This window comes from Halomonas kalidii, assembly GCF_030010475.1.
GTDB lineage: Bacteria > Pseudomonadota > Gammaproteobacteria > Pseudomonadales > Halomonadaceae > Halomonas > Halomonas heilongjiangensis.
In genome coordinates this window covers 168,992-192,078 of sequence record NZ_JASCQN010000041.1, presented here as the reverse complement: position 1 = coordinate 192,078, position 23,087 = coordinate 168,992, and the positions used below count along the sequence as shown (strand labels likewise).

Annotated in this window: 20 protein-coding genes; 17 read left to right on the top strand and 3 right to left on the bottom strand. The window is 67.0% G+C overall.

Annotated elements, in window-relative coordinates; translation table 11 throughout:
* Window positions 1–58 precede the first annotated feature (58 nt).
* The 7 genes from QLQ85_RS13400 (at window position 59) to urtE (ending at window position 10,253) form a co-directional block, all read left to right on the top strand.
* Complete coding sequence (locus QLQ85_RS13400; RefSeq protein ID WP_282739446.1) at window positions 59–1,339, top strand: ATP citrate lyase citrate-binding domain-containing protein; 1,281 nt, start codon at window positions 59–61, stop codon at window positions 1,337–1,339.
* Window positions 1,340–1,352: 13 nt separating this feature from the next.
* Window positions 1,353–4,064, top strand: a complete 2,712-nt coding sequence (locus tag QLQ85_RS13395) for a hypothetical protein (RefSeq protein ID WP_282739445.1) — start codon at window positions 1,353–1,355, stop codon at window positions 4,062–4,064.
* A 388-nt stretch (window positions 4,065–4,452) separates the two neighbouring features.
* Window positions 4,453–5,823, top strand: coding sequence for an urea ABC transporter substrate-binding protein (urtA, locus tag QLQ85_RS13390; RefSeq protein ID WP_282739444.1), 1,371 nt, complete (start codon window positions 4,453–4,455; stop codon window positions 5,821–5,823).
* Between the two features lie 157 nt (window positions 5,824–5,980).
* A complete protein-coding gene (gene urtB, locus QLQ85_RS13385) occupies window positions 5,981–7,570 on the top strand; it encodes an urea ABC transporter permease subunit UrtB (RefSeq protein WP_282739507.1) in 1,590 nt (529 codons plus the stop codon).
* 6 nt (window positions 7,571–7,576) lie between these two features.
* On the top strand, window positions 7,577–8,719 hold the full coding sequence (urtC, locus tag QLQ85_RS13380) for an urea ABC transporter permease subunit UrtC (RefSeq protein ID WP_282739443.1): 1,143 nt from the start codon (window positions 7,577–7,579) through the stop codon (window positions 8,717–8,719).
* Window positions 8,716–9,555: an urea ABC transporter ATP-binding protein UrtD gene (gene urtD, locus QLQ85_RS13375; protein WP_282739442.1), complete on the top strand. Its 840-nt coding sequence runs from the start codon at window positions 8,716–8,718 to the stop codon at window positions 9,553–9,555. The genes urtC and urtD overlap by 4 nt, the downstream gene beginning before the upstream one ends.
* The gene (urtE, locus tag QLQ85_RS13370; protein ID WP_282739441.1) at window positions 9,555–10,253 is read left to right on the top strand and encodes an urea ABC transporter ATP-binding subunit UrtE; all 699 of its coding nucleotides are present in this window, start codon (window positions 9,555–9,557) and stop codon (window positions 10,251–10,253) included. The genes urtD and urtE overlap by 1 nt, the downstream gene beginning before the upstream one ends.
* Before the next feature lie 62 nt (window positions 10,254–10,315).
* Here the strand turns inward: urtE and QLQ85_RS13365 are convergent, their stop codons facing one another.
* The 3 genes from QLQ85_RS13365 to QLQ85_RS13355 form a co-directional block, all read right to left on the bottom strand.
* A complete protein-coding gene (locus QLQ85_RS13365) occupies window positions 10,316–11,797 on the bottom strand; it encodes a cysteine synthase (RefSeq protein ID WP_282739440.1) in 1,482 nt (493 codons plus the stop codon).
* A gap of 6 nt (window positions 11,798–11,803) precedes the next feature.
* Window positions 11,804–13,315, bottom strand: a complete 1,512-nt coding sequence (locus QLQ85_RS13360) for a pyridoxal phosphate-dependent decarboxylase family protein (RefSeq protein WP_282739439.1) — start codon at window positions 13,313–13,315, stop codon at window positions 11,804–11,806.
* Between the two features lie 71 nt (window positions 13,316–13,386).
* Window positions 13,387–13,761: a DsrE family protein gene (locus QLQ85_RS13355; RefSeq protein WP_282739438.1), complete on the bottom strand. Its 375-nt coding sequence runs from the start codon at window positions 13,759–13,761 to the stop codon at window positions 13,387–13,389.
* 137 nt (window positions 13,762–13,898) lie between these two features.
* Between QLQ85_RS13355 and QLQ85_RS13350 the strand changes: the two genes are divergently transcribed.
* From QLQ85_RS13350 to QLQ85_RS13305, 10 genes are all read left to right on the top strand, one after another.
* Window positions 13,899–15,458, top strand: a complete 1,560-nt coding sequence (locus QLQ85_RS13350) for a winged helix-turn-helix domain-containing tetratricopeptide repeat protein (RefSeq protein WP_282739437.1) — start codon at window positions 13,899–13,901, stop codon at window positions 15,456–15,458.
* 292 nt (window positions 15,459–15,750) lie between these two features.
* Window positions 15,751–16,659, top strand: coding sequence for an urease accessory protein UreD (locus QLQ85_RS13345; protein ID WP_282739436.1), 909 nt, complete (start codon window positions 15,751–15,753; stop codon window positions 16,657–16,659).
* A gap of 182 nt (window positions 16,660–16,841) precedes the next feature.
* A complete protein-coding gene (locus QLQ85_RS13340) occupies window positions 16,842–17,144 on the top strand; it encodes an urease subunit gamma (RefSeq protein WP_102628918.1) in 303 nt (100 codons plus the stop codon).
* Between the two features lie 25 nt (window positions 17,145–17,169).
* Window positions 17,170–17,541 (top strand): urease subunit beta, encoded by a 372-nt coding sequence (locus QLQ85_RS13335; protein WP_282739506.1) that lies wholly within the window; start codon window positions 17,170–17,172, stop codon window positions 17,539–17,541.
* Entirely contained in the window at window positions 17,538–19,241 is a 1,704-nt protein-coding gene (ureC, locus tag QLQ85_RS13330; RefSeq protein ID WP_282739435.1) for an urease subunit alpha, read from the top strand. The genes QLQ85_RS13335 and ureC overlap by 4 nt, the downstream gene beginning before the upstream one ends.
* A gap of 53 nt (window positions 19,242–19,294) precedes the next feature.
* Complete coding sequence (ureE, locus tag QLQ85_RS13325) at window positions 19,295–19,804, top strand: urease accessory protein UreE (RefSeq protein ID WP_282739434.1); 510 nt, start codon at window positions 19,295–19,297, stop codon at window positions 19,802–19,804.
* Window positions 19,794–20,498, top strand: a complete 705-nt coding sequence (locus QLQ85_RS13320) for an urease accessory protein UreF (RefSeq protein WP_407650392.1) — start codon at window positions 19,794–19,796, stop codon at window positions 20,496–20,498. The genes ureE and QLQ85_RS13320 overlap by 11 nt, the downstream gene beginning before the upstream one ends.
* A 23-nt stretch (window positions 20,499–20,521) precedes the next feature.
* Window positions 20,522–21,175 carry an urease accessory protein UreG gene (gene ureG / locus QLQ85_RS13315; RefSeq protein WP_282739432.1) on the top strand — a complete coding sequence of 218 codons (654 nt, stop codon included), beginning with the start codon at window positions 20,522–20,524 and terminating at the stop codon, window positions 21,173–21,175.
* Window positions 21,176–21,219: 44 nt separating this feature from the next.
* Window positions 21,220–21,453, top strand: a complete 234-nt coding sequence (locus tag QLQ85_RS13310) for a hypothetical protein (RefSeq protein WP_282739431.1) — start codon at window positions 21,220–21,222, stop codon at window positions 21,451–21,453.
* Window positions 21,454–21,633: 180 nt separating this feature from the next.
* Window positions 21,634–23,058, top strand: a complete 1,425-nt coding sequence (locus QLQ85_RS13305) for a phospholipase D-like domain-containing protein (RefSeq protein ID WP_282739430.1) — start codon at window positions 21,634–21,636, stop codon at window positions 23,056–23,058.
* Window positions 23,059–23,087: the final 29 nt, after the last annotated feature.

The following is a 23,087-nucleotide window of genomic DNA, read 5'->3' as shown; positions in this document are numbered from 1 at the left end:
ACCCCGGGAATACCCTGATTCCGAGGTAAAGCGTGTTGATTACAATAAGGAGAGTGTCGTGCACGTGACCGGTATGCTCCAAGGAGTGAAATTACTCAATCATGTCGGGTTTCCGGCCTCGGAAGTGCTGGGGCCCGATGCCACTGAGGACCAGATTCAGGACTTGATCGCTCGCCACGGGTTGATCTTCATCAAGCCGCTGTTCCGCGGTGGTGTCGGCAAGAAAGGCAAGGCGGGGCTTATCGGCAAGGCGAGCGATCTGCGTACTGCCCTGGCCGAGAAGGAGCGGCTCTATTTCGCCGAGCATCGCCACGGCAATGCCTACGCCAAGGCGAACGGGGTGACATTCGAGGCCGGCGTGCCGGCCGAGCACGAGGTCTATTTTGCCATCTCCGACGACAGCCGCTTCCGGGCGCCGACCATGACGCTGACCCACCGCGGTGGTGTCGATATCGAGGAGCTGGACAAAGCCGAGATCGCCACCGTGCCTTTCGAGGCGCTGACGGGTCTCAAGGCCTTCGTGGTGGCCAATGCGCTGAGCGACATCGGTGCCCCCAAGGAGATCATCTCGCCGCTGGTGCAGCACCTGCCCAAGCTCTGGGAGTTGATGCATCACTATGGCATGACCACGCTGGAACTGAACCCCATCCGCATGCGCCCCGGGCGCGACGGCCGGCTGATGCCGGTTGCCTGCGACTTCAAGTGTGGCTTCGATCGCGATGATCCGCGGGTGGGGCGGTTGGGCCTGCCCGAACAGCTCTTCGCCGCCGACGTCTCGGCCTTCGAGCAGGAAGTGAACCGGCTGCGTACCCACCAGGGCCAGTCGGATGTCTTTGTGATCAACGACAAGGGCACCATCCTGGCGCCAACCTTCGGCGGTGGTGCCAATAGCCTGGTGACCGAGGTGCTGGGGGACGCCGCGATCATCTCCTCGGATTTCGGTGGCAATCCCCCCTATGAAAAGATGAAGTCGGTCGCCGCGATCTGCTACCGGCATTTCCTTGCCCAGACCAATGTGCTGTTCATCATCGGGGGGAAGTCGAACAACACGGATATCCTCGAGACCTTCCGGGGCATGGGCGACGCGCTGCGCGAGCATTTCGCGGAGTACGGGCCGACTCCCCTCTATGTCGTCGTGGGGCGCGGTGGGCCGAACCTGGTACGCGGCATGGGCAACCTCGGCGACACGCTGGACAGCCTCGGCGTGCCCTATCGCTTCTTCGGCTTCGACAGCGCAATCTCCGAAGTGGTGAGCTACGCGAAGAATCTCGATCTGTGGATGCGTGACGGAGGCCGTGCCGAGATCGCCCGGCATCTCGGCATCAAGACACCGGCCTAAGGGGAGAAGCATCATGTATCTTCAGGGTATTGCGGACTTTCCATACTATCTCGGCATTCGCTCGCTGGCCGATGTGGCGAGGCGCGAGGATCGCGTCTGTGTTCTCAACATCATGGGTGGCGAGTCACGCACGGTGACACCGGTGAGTCATGCCTACTCGGGGGGCAACGTGGTCTTCGGTACCTCGCCGGGGCGTGCCGGGCAGACGCTCAAGACTCCCGCGGGCGACATTCCGGTGTTCAATAATGTGCGCGAGGGCCTGGAGGCGGGGCACACCTTCAATGTGGGCGTCGTCTACCTCCCGCCCCCCAGCGTGCGCGATGGGGTGGCGGAACTCATTCGTGTCAACGACGCTCTGGAAAAGATCGTCATCATTACCGAAAAGATTGCCGTGCACGATGCGCGCGAGATCCGCGCGATGGGGCAGGCCAATGGCGTCGACATCATCGGTGGCAATTGCCTCGGTGTGGCCGACAGCTGGAACCAGGTCCGCATTGGCGGCGCGCTCGGCGGCGACAGTCCCGAGGAGTCCCTGCGCAAGGGCTCGGTCGCGATCTTCTCGAATTCGGGGGGCTTCACCACCACCATCGCGCAGTACCTCGCGACCGAAGGCTGGGGCACCACAACGCTCGTCTCGAGCGGAAAGGACGTCTATATCCATTACAACGCACGTGACTTCTCCCATGCGCTGGTGAACGACGACCGCTCGAAAGCCGCGGTGCTCTATGTCGAACCGGGTGGCTATCACGAGCACGGCGTCGATTTCGGCAAGCCGACGGTTGCCTGTGTCGTCGGCCGCTGGAAATCGAAGCTGACCCGTGCCGTCGGCCATGCCGGTGCGATGGCTGGCTCGGGCGACCGGGCGGAAGACAAGGAGGGCTGGTTGATGGAGGCCTTCGGGGTTGACGGCCTCTACACGCCCGACAACCCGGTGGTCTCGGCCAAGGGCGCGGTGGTGACCAATATCGCCGACATCCCCATGGCACTGACCGCGGTGATGAAGCTCAACGGCGTTTCGCCCGATTTCGCCTCAACGGGCAGCCTCGCGCTCAAGCCCTGGATCGCCAACGACCAGGGCCTGGCGCTGCCATCCGAACTCGCCATGCCCCCGGTGACGCCGAGAGAGCCCTATGCGACCCAGATCGCCGTGCTCAAGCGCCAGGTTGGCGCGGTGATCGCCCGCCAGACCATGAAGGACAAATCCGGTGCTTCGGTGATGGACCCCACCACCCAGGTGACCAGCGTGCACGGCTTTTCAGTGCTCGACCTTGCGCTCGATCCGCTGGAGGCCAACTTCGCACTGCCACTCGTCCACGAGATCGCCGGCGAGAACGACCGTGCCATGCTTGACGTGGCCGTGGCGGCGGAGGTGAACCTGGTCGGTGACCCGATCCTCGTGGCTGCCGACGCCGCGCGGGACGCGGGCAATGCGCCCAACTCCATCATGGCGACCGCTGCCGCGATCGTCGGACCGAAGCGGGTCGAACGCGCGTTGGCCTGCACCGGCGCGCTGATCGACCTCTTTGCGCATTCCGGCCTGCGCGACGGCCGTAGCGAGGAGTTCGACATCTCGGCGATCACCATGGACGCTGCCACCCGCGCGCTCTTTCTCGCCTCCGAGGCCGAGGCCGACGACCCCCGCCCCGAGGCGATGCTCGCCGCCGTCAAGGCGCGCGGTGGCAAGTCGGTCTTCCTCAAATACCTCGCCACCCTGAACGGCCGCCTCTCCCGGGATGCCATCCTCGCCGCGATCAGTCTGACCATCGCCTGGGGTCCCCTCATGCGTAAACGCATCTCGCGCCTGACCGCGGAGACGTTGCCCTGGTATTTACGCCTCTACGGCGTGATGGTCGGCGCGACGATCCCGGGTTCCCACCACCAGCCCGGTTCGCTGTGTGGCATTCCGCGCGACGAGCGCTTTGGCCAATGGACCATGGCGGACCTCTGCTTCCTCGCCATGACCGGCAAGAAGCCGACCCGCGACGAGGCGTTGCCGCTCCAGATCCTCGTCGGCCTGCTGATCTCCAACGGCCCAGGCTCGATCTCGGCACAAGGCGCCAAGGGGGCGGTCTCGGCTGACGGACCCCAGACCCCTGAACGCGTGCAGATCAACAAGGCCATGGTCGGGTTTCTCACTCACACCGGCTACAGCCACGGCGGCAACGGCTTCGAGGGAATGGCCTTCCTGCTCGACCAGTTCAAGGACAAGGGGCTCAGCGACCCCACCGACCCGAACCACGGCATCGACCTCAAGGCCATGGCCACCGACTTCGCCCGCGCCTACAAGCACGAGAAGGCCGAGGCCAAGGAGATCGGTACCGAGGTCCGCGCCTTGCCCGGCGTCCACCACCCGATCTTCAAGGGCAAGCCGGTCAACTACGATCCACGCGAGCGCTTCATCGCGGAGTTCATGGCGAAGCGCGGCGACTACAACATCTTCCATGCCTTCTACCGCGAACTGGTGCAGGCGCTGTATGACGTGGGCGCCAGCCGCTACGTCTTCTGCGTCAACGTCGACGCGGTGATCGCGGCGCTGCTGCTCGCGCTCCTGTGGAAGGATTACCAGTCGGGCGAGCTGACCGAGCGGGACCTCGAGACGGCAGCCTTCAGCGTCTTTCTCTACGGCCGCATGATCGGCTCCGCGGCCGAGATCGATGACCACCTGAACCGGGGGCGCAACATGGACACCCGCACTCCCGCTTCGGCGTGCTTCCATGTGGTCTGATCGATCCTGGCTGACGCCGGGAGGGCCAGCGCGGGCACCACACCGTTAGCTTGCCGGCAGTCACCAGGAACGAACGAGATAAGCCACATAAGGGGTGTCGACGCGGTCGGCGCCCCTTCTTTCATCATGGGAGTGCATGAGTTCGACCATGGTGCATCCAACGAGGTGCGTGCAACGGCCTTGGCGATGGCTATTTGCACGCGGTTGGTGCAACAACGCCGGTGTCGTTCCGTTTCATTTTTGGTAAGTGTCTGAAAAATTAGTGTAAAGAAGTGTCTGCCATCGAGTGGCGCAGACCTTGCAAGTGCTGGTCGCTGTCCCGAGCGCCGGCGGATCCTGCCCCGGCGGCGCCATGCAACCACAACGAGTCCTTCCATCAGGAGGGCGCATGGAGGTTCAAGTGACCACATCCCGACGCAAGGCACTGTCTCGTCCCGTCACCTATCCGTCACGCTGGCTGGCGACCGTCCTGGTCTCCGCCGCCACGCTGGGCGTCAGCGCCCAGGCCCTGGCCGAGGACCCGATCAAGGTCGGCATCCTGCACTCGCTTTCCGGCACCATGGCGATCAGCGAGTCGACCCTCAAGGACACCGTGGAGATGCTCATCGAGCAGCAGAACGCGCAGGGCGGCCTGCTCGGCCGCCAGCTCGAGGCGGTGGTAGTCGACCCGGCCTCCAACTGGCCGCTGTTCGCCGAGCGGGCCCGCGAGCTGCTCGCTCAGGAGGAGGTCGACGTGATCTTCGGCAACTGGACCTCGGTCTCGCGCAAGGCGGTGCTGCCGGTGGTCGAGGAGCTCAATGGCCTGCTGTTCTATCCGGTGCAGTACGAGGGCGAGGAGTCCTCCGAGAACGTCTTCTACACCGGTGCCGCGCCCAACCAGCAGGCCATTCCGGCCGTCAACTACCTGCACGACCAGGTCGGCGTCGAGCGCTGGGTGCTGGCCGGCACCGACTATGTCTATCCGCGCACCACCAACCGCATCCTCGAGGCGTATCTACGGGAGGAGTTCGGGGTGGCCGAGGAGGACATCCTGGTCAACTACACCCCCTTCGGTCACTCCGACTGGCAGAACATCGTCGCCGAGGTGCGCCGCTTCGGTGCCGAGGGCAAGAAGACCGCGGTGGTCTCGACCATCAATGGCGACGCCAACGTGCCCTTCTACCGTGAGCTGGCCAACCAAGGCATCGATGCCGCCGACATCCCGGTGGTGGCCTTCTCGGTGGGCGAGCAGGAGCTGTCCGGCCTCGACACCGGGCCGCTGGTCGGCCACCTGGCCGCCTGGAACTACTTCATGAGCGTCGACACCGACGAGAACTACGACTTCATCGACGCCTGGATCGACTACACCGGTGACGAGGAGTCGGTGACCAACGACCCCATGGAGGCCCACTACATCGGCTTCAACATGTGGGCCGAGGCGGTACGCAAGGCCGGCACCACCGAGGTCGACGCCGTCAAGGACGCCATCATCGGCGTGACCGTGCCCAACCTCTCCGGCGGCCATGCGGCGATGATGCCCAACCACCACATCACCAAGCCGGTGCTGATCGGCGAGATCCAGGACAACGGCCAGTTCGACGTGGTGTGGCAGACGCCGTCCACCGTGGCCGGCGACGCCTGGTCCGACTACCTGCCGGGGTCTCGCGACCTGGTCAGCGACTGGCGTGCACCGATGCGCTGCGGCAACTTCAACGTCGCCAACGGCTCCTGCGGCGGCAGCACCGCGGCCGAGGAAGCCGAGGTCGCCCTGGCCGAATGAGCCCGCCCCCTGCCTCGCCGCCCGCGGCGGCGAGGCAGGCACGCCATCTCGACTCCTTCCAGAGGAAAGCCCGATGAGGAAGTTCCCGTTGCCCTGGCCAGCGGCGGTCAGGGCGAGCGCCGGCGGCGTCGTCGGCCATCCAGGTCGCGGGCTGGGCATGCTGGTCTCGCTGCTGATCCTGTGGCTGCTGGCCGGTGCCGTGCAGGCACAGACGCCCGATACCGGTGCCGACGCCGCGGCCGTCGAACTGCTCGAGGCGCTGGACGTCAGCTCCTACGCCAAGAAGGCCGAGGCCATCGAGGCCCTCGTCCGCAGCGACGACGAGCGCGCCCGCGACTGGCTCTCGGCCCTGCTCGACGGCCGCCTGCAGCGCACCGGCGAGGGCCGCTTCGTGGTGGTGCTCGACAACAGCGGCCGCGACTGGCCGGTGGCCGACGCCCTCAGCGGCGAGCCACTCGGCGAGATGTCGCGCCGCGAACTGGATCGCATCGGCATCAACAATGCGCTGCGCAACCAGCTGCGCAGCGCCATCGCCGTGGTCGATCTCTATTCGGCGGATCTCGAGCTGCGCCGCGCCTCCGCCGAGCGGTTGCTCGGCGAGGTCGACGCCGACCTGGCCGGCCCGCTGTCGGAGCTCATCGAGCAGGAGGGCGACGCTCGCGTCCGTGAGCGTCTGACCCTGGCGCTGGCCATCCATCGCCTGGAGCAGGGCGAGCTGGCGGCCATCGACCACCTCGACGGCAGCCTGCATCCCCGGGCGCGGGTCGCGCTGTCGAGGGCGGTGACGGGCGATGATGACGAGCTCGCGTCGGCCGCCCGGTCGGCACTCAACAATATCGAGCAGAAGCTCAAGTTCAATCGCGCCGCCGAGACCCTCTACTTCGGCCTGAGCCTCGGCTCGGTGCTGGTGCTCGCCGCCATCGGGCTGGCCATCACCTTCGGGGTGATGGGGGTGATCAACATGGCCCACGGCGAGTTGATCATGCTCGGCGCCTACACCACCTGGGCGATGCAGCAGTTGCTGCCCGGCCAGCCGGGACTGGCACTGGTCCTGGCGGTGCCCGCCGGTTTCCTGGTGGCGGCGCTGGCCGGCATCGCCATCGAGCGGGGCGTGATCCAGTTCCTCAAGGGGCGTCCCCTGGAGACCCTGCTGGCCACCTTCGGTGTCAGCTTGATCCTCCAGCAGCTGGTGCGCACCGTGATCTCTCCCCTGAACCGCACCGTGGTCACCCCGGAGTGGATGAGCGGCTCCCTGGTGGTCAACGACGCCCTGGCGCTGACCCTGAACCGGATGGTGGTGCTCGGTTTCGCCCTGGTGGTGTTCGCCGCCCTGATGCTGATCATGCGTCGCACACGACTCGGGCTCGAGGTCCGGGCGGTGACCCAGAACCGCGCCATGGCCCGCTCCATGGGCATTCGTGCCACCCGGGTCGATATCCTGACCTTCGCCCTGGGCTCCGGCGTCGCCGGGCTCGCCGGCGTGGCGCTCTCCCAGCTCACCAACGTCGGCCCCAACCTGGGCCAGAACTACATCATCGACTCCTTCATGGTGGTGGTGTTCGGCGGGGTGGGGAACCTGTGGGGCACCCTGGTGGCCGGGCTGTCGCTCGGCGTGATCAACCAGGTGCTCGAGCCCTGGGCCGGCGCCGTGCTGGCCAAGATCATCGTGCTCGTCTTCATCATCCTGTTCATCCAGAAGCGCCCCCGCGGACTCTTCCCGCAGAAGGGCCGGGCGGCGGAGGGCTGACCGATCATGTGGCTGACGCGACCCTTCAACGAGCGCTCGACGCTCATCTTCCTCGGCGTGCTGCTGGCGGCCCTGCTGCTGGTCACGGCGCTGCACCTGGCGGTGCCCCAGGGCCATCCGCTGCACGTCACGGCCTATACCGTCAACCTGCTGGGCAAGTACCTGAGCTACACGCTGCTGGCGGTGGCGGTGGACCTGGTGTGGGGCTATCTCGGCATCCTCAGTCTCGGCCATGGGGCCTTCTTCACCCTCGGCGGCTACGCCATGGGCATGTACCTGATGCGCCAGATCGGCGATCGTGGCGTCTATGGCCACCCGGAACTGCCGGATTTCATGGTGTTCCTCAACTGGGACAGCCTGCCCTGGTACTGGCTGGGTTTCGACATGGCCGGGTTCGCCTTCCTCATGGTGCTGCTGGCGCCGGGGGCGCTGGCGCTGGTGTTCGGCTTCCTGGCGTTCCGCTCGCGGGTCACCGGGGTGTACCTCTCGATCATCACCCAGGCGCTGACCTTCGCCCTGATGCTGGCCTTCTTTCGCAACGAGATGGGCTTCGGCGGCAACAATGGCCTCACCGACTTCCGCGACATCCTCGGTTTCAGCCTGCGCAGCGATGCCACGCGGCTGGGGCTGTTCCTCGCCACCGGCGTGGCGCTGGCGCTGGGCTATGTGCTGTGTCGGGCCATCGTGGCCAGCAAGCTGGGGCGGGTCTGCGTGGCGACCCGGGATGCCGAGGCGCGCACGCGTTTTCTCGGCTACCGGGTGGAGCGCTTCCAGTTGTTCGTCTTCGTGGTCTCGGCGATGCTCGCCGGGTTGGCCGGGGCGCTCTATGTTCCCCAGGTGGGCATCATCAACCCCAGCGAGTTCTCGCCGATCTTCTCCATCGAGATCGTGCTCTGGGTGGCGCTGGGCGGCCGTGCCACGCTCTATGGCGCGGTGATCGGGGCGCTCCTGGTCAACTACGCCAAGACGGTGTTCACCGGGGTGATGCCGGATGCCTGGCTGTTCGCCCTCGGCGCGCTCTTCGTGCTGGTCACGGTCTTCCTGCCCAGGGGCGTGGCCGGGCTGCTGGGCTATCGTGTCCAGCGCCTGAAGCGCCGATACCCGGCTGAAGGGGACGCCCCGACCACCGGCAGGGAGGCTCGCGCATGAACTTTCTGACATCGCTGGCCGACCGCGATCGGGTCTTCGACTTCCTGGTGCCGGCGCAGTCCCCGGTGGACGTACGCCATGGCCCGATCCTCTATCTCGAGGACGTGACCGTCAGTTTCGACGGCTTCAAGGCGATCAACGCCCTGAACCTGACCATCGACGACGGCGAGCTGCGCTGCATCATCGGCCCCAACGGCGCCGGCAAGACCACCATGATGGACATCATCACCGGCAAGACCCGCCCCGATGCCGGAAGGGTCTGGTTCGGCAGCCGCCACGACCTGCTGACCATGAACGAGCCGGAAATCGCCAGTCTCGGCATCGGGCGCAAGTTCCAGAAACCCACGGTGTTCGAGGCCCTGACGGTGTTCGAGAACCTGGAGCTGGCCATGGCCGCCGACAAGCGCATCCTGCCGACGCTGACCGCGCGCCTGTCCGGCGCGGCCCGTGACCGCATCGACGAGGTGCTCGAGACCATTGGCCTCACCGAACTGCGGAGCCGCCCGGCGGGGATCCTCTCCCACGGCCAGAAGCAGTGGCTGGAGATCGGCATGCTGTTGATGCAGCGCCCGCGGTTGCTGCTGGTGGACGAGCCCGTGGCCGGCATGACCGAGCAGGAGATGGAGCGCACCGCCGAACTGCTCACCGGACTCGCCGGCAAGCAATCCGTCGTCGTCGTCGAGCACGATATGGGCTTCGTGCGCTCCATTGCACGCCAGGTCACGGTGCTGCACCAGGGCAGCGTGCTGGCCGAGGGCAGCATGGACCAGGTCGCCAGCGACCCGAAGGTGATCGAGGTCTACCTGGGGGCCGAGGCCGAAGAGGAGGTGGTCTGATGCTCGCGATCGACAGGCTCAACCAGTACTACGGCGAGAGCCACACCCTGTGGGACCTCGATCTCGAGGTGCCTGCCGGAGAGTGCACCTGCGTGATGGGGCGCAATGGGGTGGGCAAGACCACCCTGATGAAGGCGATCATGGGCGAGGTGGCGGTGTCGTCGGGCAGTGTCCGCTATGCCGACGAGGTGGAGCTGACGAACCGGCGTGTCGAGGAGCGCTCTCGTCTCGGCATCGGCTATGTGCCCCAGGGACGGCAGATCTTCCCCTTGCTCACCGTCGAGGAGAACCTGCGCACCGGGCTCGCCGCCCGCCGCGACGGCAGGCGCACCATTCCGGAGCGTGTCTTCGAGCTCTTCCCGGTCCTCGCGGAGATGAAGCATCGTCGCGGCGGTGACCTCTCCGGCGGCCAGCAGCAGCAACTGGCGATCGGCCGGGCGCTGGTGATCGAGCCGCGGCTATTGATTCTCGACGAGCCGGGGGAGGGCATCCAGCCCAATATCGTCACCCAGATCGGCGAGGTGATTCGCCGGCTGATCCGTGAGGACGGTCTGACGGTACTGCTGGTGGAGCAGAAGCTGCCCTTCGCCCGCAAGTATGCCGACCGCTTCGTGATCATGGATCGCGGCCGGCCGGTGGCCAGGGGCGGGATCGGCGAGCTCTCCGATACGCTGATCAAGGAGCATCTGACGGTGTAGGCTCCGCAGCGCCCGGGCCCCCCCCCTGTATGTCGCGGAGGTGGGGCCGTGCCGTTTCGGGGTCAGCGAGGGTGTAGCCAGGTCGGCAGCAACGTGTAGGGATCCGTATCGACGCCGGCATCGTAGCCGACACCATGGCCGTCGAGGCGCTCGAATAGCGCACCGCTCCTGATCCCGTCGAAGAGGTCGGTGCAGCCGCCGACGAATTCTTCGCCGATGAAGATCTGGGGCAGGGTGTTCCAGCCGGTCCTCTCCTTCAGCACCGCCCGCATCCTTCCGCCCAGATCATCGACCTGGTAGGTCGTCGAATCCAGGTCGAGGGAGCGATAGGGAATCCGGTAGCGGTCGAAGACCTTGCGCACCGACCAGCAGAACTCGCACCACTCCAAGGCGAACATGACCACCGGTTGCCGTGGGTCCGCCAGGGCGGCGTCCACCTGGCGCTGCGCCTCGGGGTCGAGTTCCCGGTCGTCCACGGCAGGCGGCGCGCTGGTGCCCCCATCGAACCGGTAGCCGGGGGTGGAGCGCGACAGGGCCGTTTCTTCCTCGGTCATGTCCACCGCCACGTTCTCGAACAGCGGCGTGGAGAGGTAGCGCTCTCCGGTGTCCGGCAGCATGCAGAGGATATTGCTGCCGGCGGGAGCGTCGGCTGCCACCTGCAGTGCCCCCGCAAACGTCGCGCCGGCGGAGATCCCCACGAAGATACCCTCGCGGCTGGCCAACTCGCGGGCACAGCGCAGGGCGTCCTGGCCGTTGATCCCGAGAAAGGCGTCGATGCGCTGCTCGGCGAGGGCCGGTTCGGCCAGCTGGGGCACGAAGTCCGGCGACCAGCCCTGCATCAGATGCGGGCGAAAGGCCGGGTGGCTCTGGCTGTGTTTGCCGTCCGCCGCGCAGGGCTGGGGGATGCCGCTGGCCAGGATCGCCGAGTTGTCGGGTTCGCAGACCACGATCCGGGTCTGCTGGCTGCGGGCCCGGAGCACGCGGGAGACGCCGTTGAGGGTGCCGCCGGTACCGAAGCCGGTGACCCAGTAGTCCAGCACGACGTCCTCGAAGTCATCGAGGATCTCGACCGCCGTGGTACGCGCGTGAATGTCGGCGTTGGCAGGGTTCTCGAACTGCCGCGATCGCCACCAGCCGTGCTCCTTTGCCAGCTCCTCGGCCTTGGCCACCATTCCGGACCCCTTCTCCGAGGCCGGTGTGAGGACCACGCGAGCACCCAGGAAGCGCATCAACTTGCGCCGCTCCACGCTGAAGTTCTCGGCCATGGTGACCACGAGAGGATAGCCCTTCTGGGCGCACACCATCGCCAGGCCAATGCCGGTGTTACCGCTGGTGGCCTCGACAACGGTCTGCCCCGGGGCGAGTTCGCCGCGGCGCTCGGCGTCCTCGATCACGCCCAGCGCCAGGCGATCCTTCACCGAGCCCATGGGATTAAATGCCTCCACCTTCACGTACAGATTGACGTGTGCCGGCCCGAGATTATTGATGCGCACCACTGGCGTGTGGCCTACGGTGTCCAGAATGCTGTCGTAACGCTTTCCCATGATCGTCTACCTCGTGAAGTACGGCATGCTGCCGCTGTTGTTGGTGTCCGTGTTTGTATCAGTGTCGGGTTCAGCGCCTTGTGTGAGCTGCGCACCGAGGGCCAGCACCTCGTCCACCAGGGCCTGCGCCTGGTCCGGGCCGGTGCGAGCGCCAATGAAACAGGGGCGGATGGCCAACTGGCCGTTGACCTGGGCGGTGCTCGGAATATTGCGGCCATGGCGTACCAGCGCGCGGTGGATACGCGTGTTGAGGGCATCAAGGTCGGGACAGCCCACCACCACATAGCGGAAGCAGCAGATAGACAAGGTGGGCCACTGCAGGACCTCGAGGTTGGGATGGGCGTTCGCCCATTCGGCCACCTGGCGTGCCATGGCGTTGTGCCGGCAGATGCGAGCGCGCAACCCGTCGGCGCCGATCTCTCGCAGCAGTGCCCAGACCACGGCGCCGCGTGGTGGCGCCGAGAGCTCAACGCCGAAGTCGCTGTAGGGAATGCCCAGGCTGTCCATGGAATGCAGCGCCGTTTCCTGAGTACAGGACTGCTCCAGATAGTCGGCGGCCTCCTGGGTGAAAGCGCGCTGCAATAGGGCGCGGTCGCGCACGAAAGTTGCGCCGATACCCACCGGTGCGCCCAGCCACTTGTGGGGATCCACGATGACCGAGTCGGCCAGCTCCAGGCCGGCGTAGAGATGGCGGACCGTCGGGTCCAGGATGCCCGGCAGGCCATAGGCGCCATCGACGTGGAACCAGGTGTCATAGCGGTGGGCGAGGGTGCCGATGGTATGCAACGGATCGATGGCGCCAGTGGTCGTGGTCCCGGCGTTGGCCACCACCGCTACCGGCACCAGGCCACGAACGCGGTCCTCCTGCAACTGTCGCTCCAGCGCGGCGGGGATCATCCGGCCCTGGGTATCCGTGGCGATGGTCACTACCGCCTCGCGCCCGAGGCCGAGCACGGCGGCCGCCCGGCGAATGGAGTGGTGGCTGGCGTTGCTGGCGTAGAGGCGCGCCGGGCCGGGCACGCCCTGCCGGGCGGGATCGATGCCCCGTGCCTCGAAGGCTTGCTGGCGGGCCGCCCCCAGGGCCGCCAGGTTGGCCACCGAGCCGCCGCTGCTGTAGAGCCCCTTCATGGCGGGGGGAAGCCGGAACAGCTCGGCGAGCCATTCCAGCGATTGCTCCTCGAGGAAGTTGAAGGCGTTGAGCGTGAGGCGCTGGGGCGAGGCCACCGCGCCGGCCAGCGTCGCCAGGGCACCGATCGTGGTCGCGCCCGTGGTGATGAATGCCGTGCTGCCGGGGTTCGGAATGGCCGATCCGTTGGGAACCAGGTAACGGGTCATCTCCTCCATGACGGCGTCGATACCGATGCCGGAGATCGGCAACCGACGCTCCAGGACCGCGCGCCAACGCGCCGGCTCATGCATGGCATCGGGATGCTGGAAGGTCAGGAAGCGGTCAAGGGCGTTTCCCAGCACCTCCAGGTACTCCGCCAGCTTGCCGCACTCGGCCGGTTCGGTCGCCATGGTCCTCTCCTCCATCGACTGAAGCATGGCACCCACGCTACCGTCGCACAGGGCGGCGGTAGCGCAGGACGTCAGGCCAGCAGGCGCGCGCCGCTGGCGAGGTAGGCCGTGGTGCGGGGCGCACCGGCGACCTCGACGCCGGGGAGGAGGTCCTCCTGAGACAGGCCCTTCACCTTGACGCAAACCGGGCAGACCCAGAGCTGACCGCCGTTGGCCTGGTACTGGGCGACCAGGTCGGCCAGGGGCTCGTACCCCTCGGCCACCAGCCCGTCGAGGGCGCCTCGTACGCACAGCTCAGTGGCGTTGGAACTGATGAAGACCGCGGTCTCCGAGGTCTTGGAGGCGCTGGTGGCGAGGATGAAGGCGACGGTGGCGCGTTCCAGATTGTCGGTGCCGTACTGGCAGTTAAGCAGAAATTTCTGGTTCGAGAGGTTGTGCTCGGACATGGTTGTGCTTTCCTCGGAGTATGGGGTTGGTGTGTGGAACACATCCCCAGCCTAGTGATGGTCTCCCGGGAAGGCTTGACGGTGAGCTGGTGTTATCGTGGAGAAGTGCTGGAGAGCTGACTGGACGGTAAATAGCCATGCGCTACCGATTCGACGACTTCATCCTGGACACCGATCGCTTCGAGCTGCGTCGCCACGACCGACCGCTTCGCAGCGAGCCGCAGGTCATCGAGCTGCTGGCCCTGCTGGTGGAGAACTGCGACCGGATGGTCAGCAAGGAGGAGATCAACGAGGTGGTATGGCGGGGACGCATCGTCTCCGAGGCGGCATTGAGCAGCCGGATCAAGATGGCGCGCCAGCTGTTGGGCGATGACGGGCGCCGCCAGGCCTATATCCGTACGATTCACCGCAAGGGATTTCGCTTCGTGGGTGAGGTGCACAACGACGACCCCGCGACGGTTGCGCAGCCGCCCACGCAACTGGGCACCCCCGATGCCCTGCACAAGCCGGCCGTGGTCGTGTTGCCGCTGACCAACCTGTCCAGCGAGACCGAGCACGAGTATTTCTCGGACGGCGTCAGCAGCGACATCATCGCCCTGCTCAGCAAGCACCGCTGGCTGAACGTGGTGGCACGCAACACGGCCTTCGGCTTCAAGGGGCAAGCCCCGGACCCGCGCGAGCTGGGCCGGATACTGGGCGTCGACTACGTGGTGGAAGGCAGCCTCCAGGGCGCCGGGCATCATGTGAGGATCAACGTGCAGCTCGTCGATGCCGCCACCCGGCTGACGAAATGGACGGAACGCTTCGATCGCGAGCGATCCGAAATCCTTGTCCTGCAGGACGAGATCACGGAAAAGATCGCCGCTCGGCTGGAGCCGGAGATCGGGTTTGCCGAGCGGCACAAGATCATGGTCTCGCGACCGGCGAATCTGCAAGCCTGGGACTGCTTTCACCTCGGGTGCTACCACTTGTTCCGGTTCACCGGGGAAGGCAACCAGGAAGCCCAGCGTTTGCTGCGCCAGAGTCAGCTCCAGGATCCCATGTTTGGCGAAGCCCAGGCGTGGTGGGCCTATGCCGTCGTGCTGGGCATGGTCTACTGGGACACGCCACCGGACCGGAAGCTGCTTGACGAGGCGCTCGCTGCCTGTGACAGGGCCCTGCGGATCGATCACCAGAATGCCACCTTCCACATGCTGCGCGGCCGGGTGTTGCTGGCCCGCCAGGAATATCGGCGGGCCATCGCCGATAACCGGATCGCCATCGACCTCAATCCCTCCTTCGCGGCGGCCTATTGCGGCATGGGGGATTCGCTGGCCTATGAGTGTCGCTATGACGAAGCCATGGTGCAGTTCGAGCGCGCCATTGCGCTGAGCCCCAACGACCCGCAGCTATGGGCCTTCTACACCTATGGCGCGCTGGCGCTCATCTTCAAGGGTGACTACGAACGTTCCCTGGAGTGGACGGAGCGGGCCGCCAACCTGCCCAACTGCCAGTACTGGACCGCCGCCCACCGTGCCGTTGCCCTGGCCCATCTGGGCCGGCGGGATGATGCCGTCGAGGCGAAGGAGCGACTCCTCGCCATGCTGCCCACCTTCAACTGTGCCTTTGCCATCGAGAAGCTGTTCTATCTCCATGAACCGAGCCAGATCACCCACTATCTGGAGGGATTGCGATGGGCGCAGGTGCCGGAGCGCTAGCGGTGACGTCGCATCGGCCGGCCCCCATGCTGCCGGTGACGTCGTCGAATGCACCGGTATGGGACTGATGCCCATCTGGCCTTGCGATACTGGTGCATTCGAGGGGCCGGGCTGCACCAATCCGGTGCCGTGGCTGCTCGCGGAACGGTCATGCATGGTTCTTTGTATACGATATAAGATGATGAATATCATGGAATATTCATGATTCTCACCGTTCTGGTACGAGCATTGCCATGAACAGGGCAGTTGCCACTCGACGCGTCCCACGTACCAGACCAGAAGGCAGTTGCCGATGACGGCTTTCCCGCCAGCCATGCCCTATGCCCTGTCGCGGAGCCCGGGAGCCGAGGACTCCGGACATCGCTTCGATGCCGGCCGGCGCTGGGCGGCGTCGCTGGAGCTCGGTTTCGACAATCGCGGCGGCGTGACCCGCATGACCCGGGCCCGCCATCGGGGCCCGTTGCGGGTGCAGCGGCCCTTCTATCCGGAAGGGGGAATGGGCGCCTGCCATGTCTACCTGCTGCACCCGCCGGGCGGGCTGGTCAGCGGCGATGCCCTGACGATCTCTGCCCGAGTGGGCACCGGCGCCCGGGCGCTGCTCACCACGCCGGCCGCCAACAAGCTCTACAAGGCCGACAGCCACGGGGTGGCCTGGTCGCAGCAGGCACACCTCGAGGTGGCCGATGGCGGCATTCTCGAATGGCTGCCCCAGGAGACCATCGCCTTCGACGGTTCGCGGGGTGAGCAGGGCACCCATATCGAGTTGACGGGAACGGCGCGCTGCCTGGGCTGGGAGGTGCTGGCACTGGGCCGCCCGGCGAGCCGGCTGCCCTATGTCTCCGGCCGCATCGACCAGCGCTTTCGCCTGACGCGGGATGGCAAGCCGCTGTGGCTGGAGCGACAGCCGCTGGATCCGGGGCACCCCCGCTTTGGCGGGCGCTGGGGGCAGGGGGGCGCCACCGTCCAGGCCACGCTGTGGGCCGTGGGTCTGCCCGACGAAACGGCCGCCATCGCCAGCTTGCGCGAGGCGATCGAGGCGAGCCCGCGCTGGGCGGTCACCGCTCGCCAGGGCGTGCTGTTGCTGCGCTACCTGGGGCATGAACGCAACGAGGCCTGGGCGCTGTGCGAGGCGGCCTGGAAGGTGTTGAGGCCGCGGCTGATCGGTCGCGAGGCCTGTGTGCCGCGGATCTGGCGGACATGACCCTGCTGCTTGGCAGGTTTTCGTAGGAGCTTGGCTCTGCCGAGCGATTGGCGCCGCAGGCGCCCCGGCGGTAACCGCTGACGTGGCAGACGGCCGCCAGCGCCGCTTCGCGCCGCATCGCCCCGCAAAGCGTGGCTCCTACCAGGACCGTACCTTAGACGAATGATACGAGGCCATCCGATATGGAACTGACCCCCAGAGACAAGGACAAGCTGCTGCTGTTCTCGGCCGCCCAGCTTGCCGAACGCAGGAAGGCGCGCGGCCTCAAGCTCAACTATCCCGAGGCGGTGGCGCTGATCAGCTTCGAGATCATGGAGGGGGCCCGGGACGGGCGTAGCGTCGCCGAGCTGATGAGCCACGGTCGCGAGATCCTGACCCGCGACGACGTCATGGAGGGCGTGGCCGAGATGGTCGACGAGGTGCAGGTGGAGGCCACCTTCCCGGATGGGACCAAGCTGGTCACGGTCCACGACCCCATCGTCTAAGGAGATGGCAATGATTCCCGGCCCAATGATTCCAGGACAGTACCAGTTGCAGGACGGCGAGATCGAACTCTGTGCGGGACGCGAGCGGATCACCGTCGAGGTCGCTAACACCGGCGACCGTCCGGTCCAGATCGGTTCCCACTACCATTTCGCCGAGGCCAACCCGGCCTTGATCTTCGATCGTGACAAGGCGCGCGGCCATCGCCTCGACGTGGCCGCCGGCACGGCGATCCGCTTCGAGCCGGGCCAGACCCGCGAGGTGACGTTGATTCCCTTCGCCGGCCGCCGTCATCTCTACGGTTTTCGTGGCGAGGTGATGGGAGCGCTTTCTACCGCGCCCGCTGCCGCGCGAACCCCATCGACTTCCGACCCCGACGGCAATGGAGAGCAATCATGAAGATCAGTCGTCGGGCCTATGCCGACATGTACGGTCCCACCGTGGGCGACCGGGTGCGCCTGGGTGACACCGAGCTGTGGATCGAGGTGGAGCGCGACGCCACCCACTACGGCGACGAGGTCAAGTTCGGTGGCGGCAAGGTGATCCGCGACGGCATGGGCCAGAGCCAGCGCTGTGACGAAGCGGTGATGGATACCGTGATCACCAATGCGCTGATCCTCGACTGGTGGGGGATCGTCAAGGCCGACGTGGGGCTTCAGGCCGGGCGCGTCAAAGCCATCGGCAAGGCCGGCAACCCCGACACCCAGCCCGACGTGGAGATCGTCATCGGCCCGGGCACCGAGGTGATCGCCGGGGAGGGCAAGATCCTCACCGCCGGCGGCATCGATGCCCACATCCACTTCATCTGCCCCCAGCAGGTGGAAGAGGCGCTGATGAGCGGCATCACCACCATGCTCGGCGGCGGCACGGGACCTGCCACCGGGTCGAATGCCACCACCTGCACGCCGGGGGCCTGGCACCTCGGCAGAATGCTCCAGGCGGTCGATGACCTGCCGATGAACATCGGGTTTCTCGGCAAGGGCAACGCCAGCCTGCCCGAGGCGCTCGAGGCCCAGCTCGTGGCCGGCGCCATGGGGCTCAAGCTGCACGAGGATTGGGGCACCACGCCGGCCGCCATCGACAACTGCCTGAGTGTGGCCGAGAAGTACGACGTCCAGATCGCCATCCACACCGACACCCTGAACGAGTCGGGCTTCGTCGAGGACACCCTGGCGGCGTTCAAGGAACGGGGCATCCACACCTACCACACCGAGGGGGCCGGGGGAGGACACGCGCCGGACATCCTCACCGCCTGCTCGAAAGCCTACGTGCTGCCGTCGTCGACCAATCCGACGCGCCCTTATACCGTCAACACCGTCGACGAACACCTCGACATGCTGATGGTGTGCCACCACCTCGATCCCAACATCCCCGAGGACGTGGCCTTCGCCGACTCGCGCATCCGCCGCGAGACCATCGCCGCCGAGGACATTCTCCACGACCTGGGGGTGATCTCGATGATCGCCTCCGACTCCCAGGCCATGGGGCGGGTCGGCGAGGTGGTGTGCCGCACCTGGCAGACCGCCCACAAGATGAAGGTGCAGCGCGGCCTGCTCGAGGAGGACGAGGCACTCGGCGCCGACAACTTCCGGGCCAGGCGCTATATCGCCAAGTACACCATCAACCCGGCGATCACCCACGGCATCGCCCACGAGGTGGGCTCGGTGGAGGTGGGCAAGCTGGCCGACCTGGTGCTGTGGAGCCCGGCCTTCTTCGGCGTCAAGCCGGCGCTGATCCTCAAGGCGGGGATGATCGCCGCCGCCCCCATGGGCGACCCCAACGCCTCGATTCCCACGCCGCAGCCGGTGCACTACCGCCACATGTTCGGCGCCTTCGGCCGCGCCGCGAGCCAGACCCGGCTGACCTTCGTCAGCCAGGCGGCGCTGGACGCCGGCATCAAGGCGCGGCTGGGCCTGGCGAGCGAGCTCTCGGCGTGCAAGAACGTGCGCGGCGTGCGCAAGGTCGACATGAAGCTCAACGACGCCTGCCCGCACCTGACCGTCGACCCGCAGACCTATGAGGTGCGTGCCGACGGCGAACTCTTGGCCTGTGAGCCGGCCACCGAGCTTCCCTTGGCGCAGCGCTACCACCTTTTCTGAGAGACGGGCTACGACTACCAAGAGCCGCGGGTGATTTCAACGAGGCGATACCAATGCTGAAACTGATCGAACGCCTGGGCCCCATCGAGGCGGGCCAGGAAACCGACACCCTGACGCTGCCCTATGAGCGGCGCGTGTTGGGCCGCCTCAAGGCGACGAGCGACAGTGGCCGTGAGCTGGGCCTGTTCCTCGACCGAGGGCCGGTGCTGCGCGACGGTGAGGCCCTGCGCGGCGAGGGAGGCGAGGTGGTGCGTGTCCGCGCCGCCGTGGAGCCTGTGGTCACCGCACGTGTCACCGCCGGCCTGCCGCTGGCGCGGCTCGCCTACCACCTGGGTAATCGCCACGTGCAGCTAGCGCTGGGCGAGGACGAGCGGGGCGGCTTCGTGCGCTTCCCGCCGGACCATGTGCTGGAAGAGCTGGCCGAGTTGCTGGGGGCGAGTCTCGAACATCACGAGGCGCCCTTCGATCCGGAGCCGGGTGCCTATACCCAGGGGGGGCACTCGCATGGTCATTCGCACCCTCATGGCCACGCCCATGATCACGACCATGACCATGCACACTGACTGGCCAGGCGGAGTGGGACAGGCGCAGGATGATCTGGCGTTGCTGGGCCTGCTGCAACTGGTCAGCCCGGCGCTGCCCATCGGCGCCTTCGCCTTCTCCCAGGGGCTGGAGAGCGCCTTCGAGCTGGGCTGGGTCACCGACGAGGCGAGCCTCGGCGACTGGCTCGCCGGCGTGCTCGACGACGGCCAGACGCGCTGTGAATTGCCGGCCCTGGTGCGCCTGCAGCAAGCCTGGGTCGCGGGAGACGCCGAACGAATCATCGAGTGGAACCAGTGGCTCGCCGCCAACCGCGAGACGGCCGAGCTCGCCGCCGAGGATGCGCGACTCGGCGCCTCCCTGGCGCGGCTGCTGGGCAGCCTGGACCTGTTACCCGCCTCGCCTGGGTTACCGGCGGACTCGGGCTATGTGACGGTCTTCGCCTGGGCCGCCTGTGTGCGCCGCGTGCCGGTTCGCCAGGCGCTGCTGGGTTTCGCCTGGGCCTGGCTCGAGAACCAGCTCGCCGTGGCCTGCAAGGCGCTGCCGCTCGGCCACACCGCCGCCCAGCGGCTGGTGGAGCGGCTGCGTCCGGCGCTGGTCGCCGCGGTGGACCAGGCCCTTGCGCTCGGTGATGACGAACTCGGCCCGGCGCTGCCCGGCCTGGCGCTGGCCAGTGCCCTGCACGAGACCCAGTATTCGCGGCTGTTTCGCAGCTAGTTCTGAAAAACCAGGAGAACGACATGACCCATTGCCTTCGTATCGGCGTAGGTGGCCCGGTGGGCTCCGGCAAGACGGCGCTGCTCAAGCAGCTCTGCCTGGCGCTGCGCGACCACTACGACATCGCCGTGGTCACCAACGATATCTATACCCGCGAGGACGCCGATTTCCTGCTCAAGCACGAGGCCTTGCCGGCGGATCGCATCCTCGGTGTCGAGACCGGCGGCTGCCCGCACACCGCCATCCGCGAGGATGCCTCCATGAACCTCGCCGCCATCGATGACTTACAGGCGCGTCACCCGGATCTCGAGCTGGTGCTGGTGGAGTCCGGCGGCGACAACCTCTCGGCCACCTTCAGCCCCGAGCTCTCGGATCTCACCCTCTACGTGATCGACGTCTCCGCCGGCGACAAGATCCCGCGCAAGGGCGGCCCCGGCATCACCAAGTCCGACCTGCTGATCATCAACAAGATCGATATCGCCGAGCAGGTCCACGCTTCGCTCGAGGTGATGGAGCGCGACTCGAGGAAGATGCGCGGCGAACGGCCCTTCGTCTTCACCAACCTCTACGACGGCGTCGGCCTCGAGGAGATCATCCGCTTCATCCTCGACCGCGGCATGCTGCCGGAACGCCGGCCGCCCGAGCGTCGCCCCCGGCGCGACACCACCAGCGCCTGATCCCGTCAACCACCGATTCAAGGATTACCCAGGAGATTGCCCCCATGACACGTCATCTTTCCACTGCGTTCCGCGCGGCACTGGTTGCCGTTGCCGCCCTGATGCTCGGCGCCGGCCTGGCCGTGGCACATCCCGGGCACGAGGCCCCGACGGTGCATAGCCACACCGGGAGTCCGGCACTGCTGGCGGTGATCGCCATGTCGCTGCTGGGCATCGCGGCCCTGGTCGCCTTGACCCGCTGCGTCGTGCGCAGGCTGAGGCTGCGCCGGCAACCGTGATCGTCGCAAGCGGTCCAGCTGCAGCGCCCGGCCCTGGCCGGGCGTGCTGCGTCATCTGATCCGGCAGGGTATGCTGCAGCTGTCGGCGCCGCGGGGGTGTCGTCGCCCGGGATGTCGGGAAGGGAGTCCAGGATGCGAGCGTTCGGTGGCCGCCGTGCCGCGAGTCGAGGGAGGAGGGGCATGTGGCCATGGCTGGTCGTGGCGCTGCTGGTGGCCTGGGTCGCCATGGGGGCCTGGCAGCGTTTCAAGCCGCTGCCGGAGGGGATCGGACACGCCTGGCCGGAGCGCCCCGCCGCGGGGGTGCGCTTTCTCGCCGACGAGACCTGGGTCGACGCCGAAGGTGAGCGTCGGGTCCACGGTGAGATCTTCGACGAGGTGCTCGCGCTGATCGGCCAGGCCAGGCGGCTGGTGGTGCTCGACATGTTCCTGTTCAACGATTTCGCCGGCGCGGCGGAGAGCGACGGCTTTCGCCCGCTCTCGGCGGAGCTGACCGAGGCGCTGATCGAGCAGCGCCAGCGTCACCCCGGGCTTACCGCGGTGCTGATCACCGACCCGCTCAATACCCTCTATGGTGGCCTCGATCTCGACCACCTTCGCGCCCTGCGCGAGGCCGGCGTGACGGTGGTGATGACCGAGCTGACCCGGTTGCGTGCCTCCAACCCGCTCTGGTCGGGGGGCTGGCACCTGGGGCCGCGCTGGCTGGGCAACGGCACCGAGGGCGGCTGGCTGCCCAATGCGCTGGGGCCGGGCCGGGTACCGCTGCGCAGCTACCTGGCGCTGCTCAACTTCAACGCCAACCACCGCAAGAGCCTGGTGGTCGACCATGGCGACGGCTGGGCGGGGTTGGTCACCTCGGCGAACCCCCACGACGCCAGCAGCCTGCACGGCAACGTGGCACTGCGCTTCGAAGGCGCGGCCGCGCTCGATCTGCTCGACGCCGAGCGCCCGGTGGCCCGCTGGTCGGGCGTGACGCTGCCCGCCCCCCGGCCTCCCGAGGCCATTCCCGTGGCCGGCGAGGCGCGCCTGCAGGTCCTCACCGAGGGGACGATTCGCGATGCCCTGCTGGCCGCCCTGACGCGGGCCGAATCCGGCGATCGGCTCGATATCGCGGTCTTCTACCTCGCCCACCGCGGGGTGATCGAGGCCCTGCTGGCGGCCCATTCTCGAGGTGCCGATATCCGGGTGCTGCTCGACCCCAATCGCGATGCCTTCGGACTCGAGAAGGGCGGGATTCCCAACCGGCCGGTGGCCCGGGAGCTCCACGAAGCCGGCATCGCGGTGCGCTGGTGTGCCACCCGCGGCGAGCAATGCCACAGCAAGCTGCTGCTGCGACGACCGGCGGGGGCGGGGGAGGCCGAGATGATCCTCGGCTCGGCCAACTTCACCCGACGCAACCTCGACGACCTCAATCTGGAAGCCAGCGTGCGCCTGGTCGGGCCGGCCGATACGCCGGCGCTGCGCGAGGCCGGCGACTTCTTTGAACGCCGCTGGCAGTCGACGCCGCTGCGGGTCACCAGCGAGCCCTTCGCGGCCCACGACGAGGCGACGACCTGGCAGCGGCTGCGCTATCGGGTGATGGAGGCCACCGGCCTCTCGACCTTCTGAGACCGCGACTTGACAGCGGCTGGCCCCGT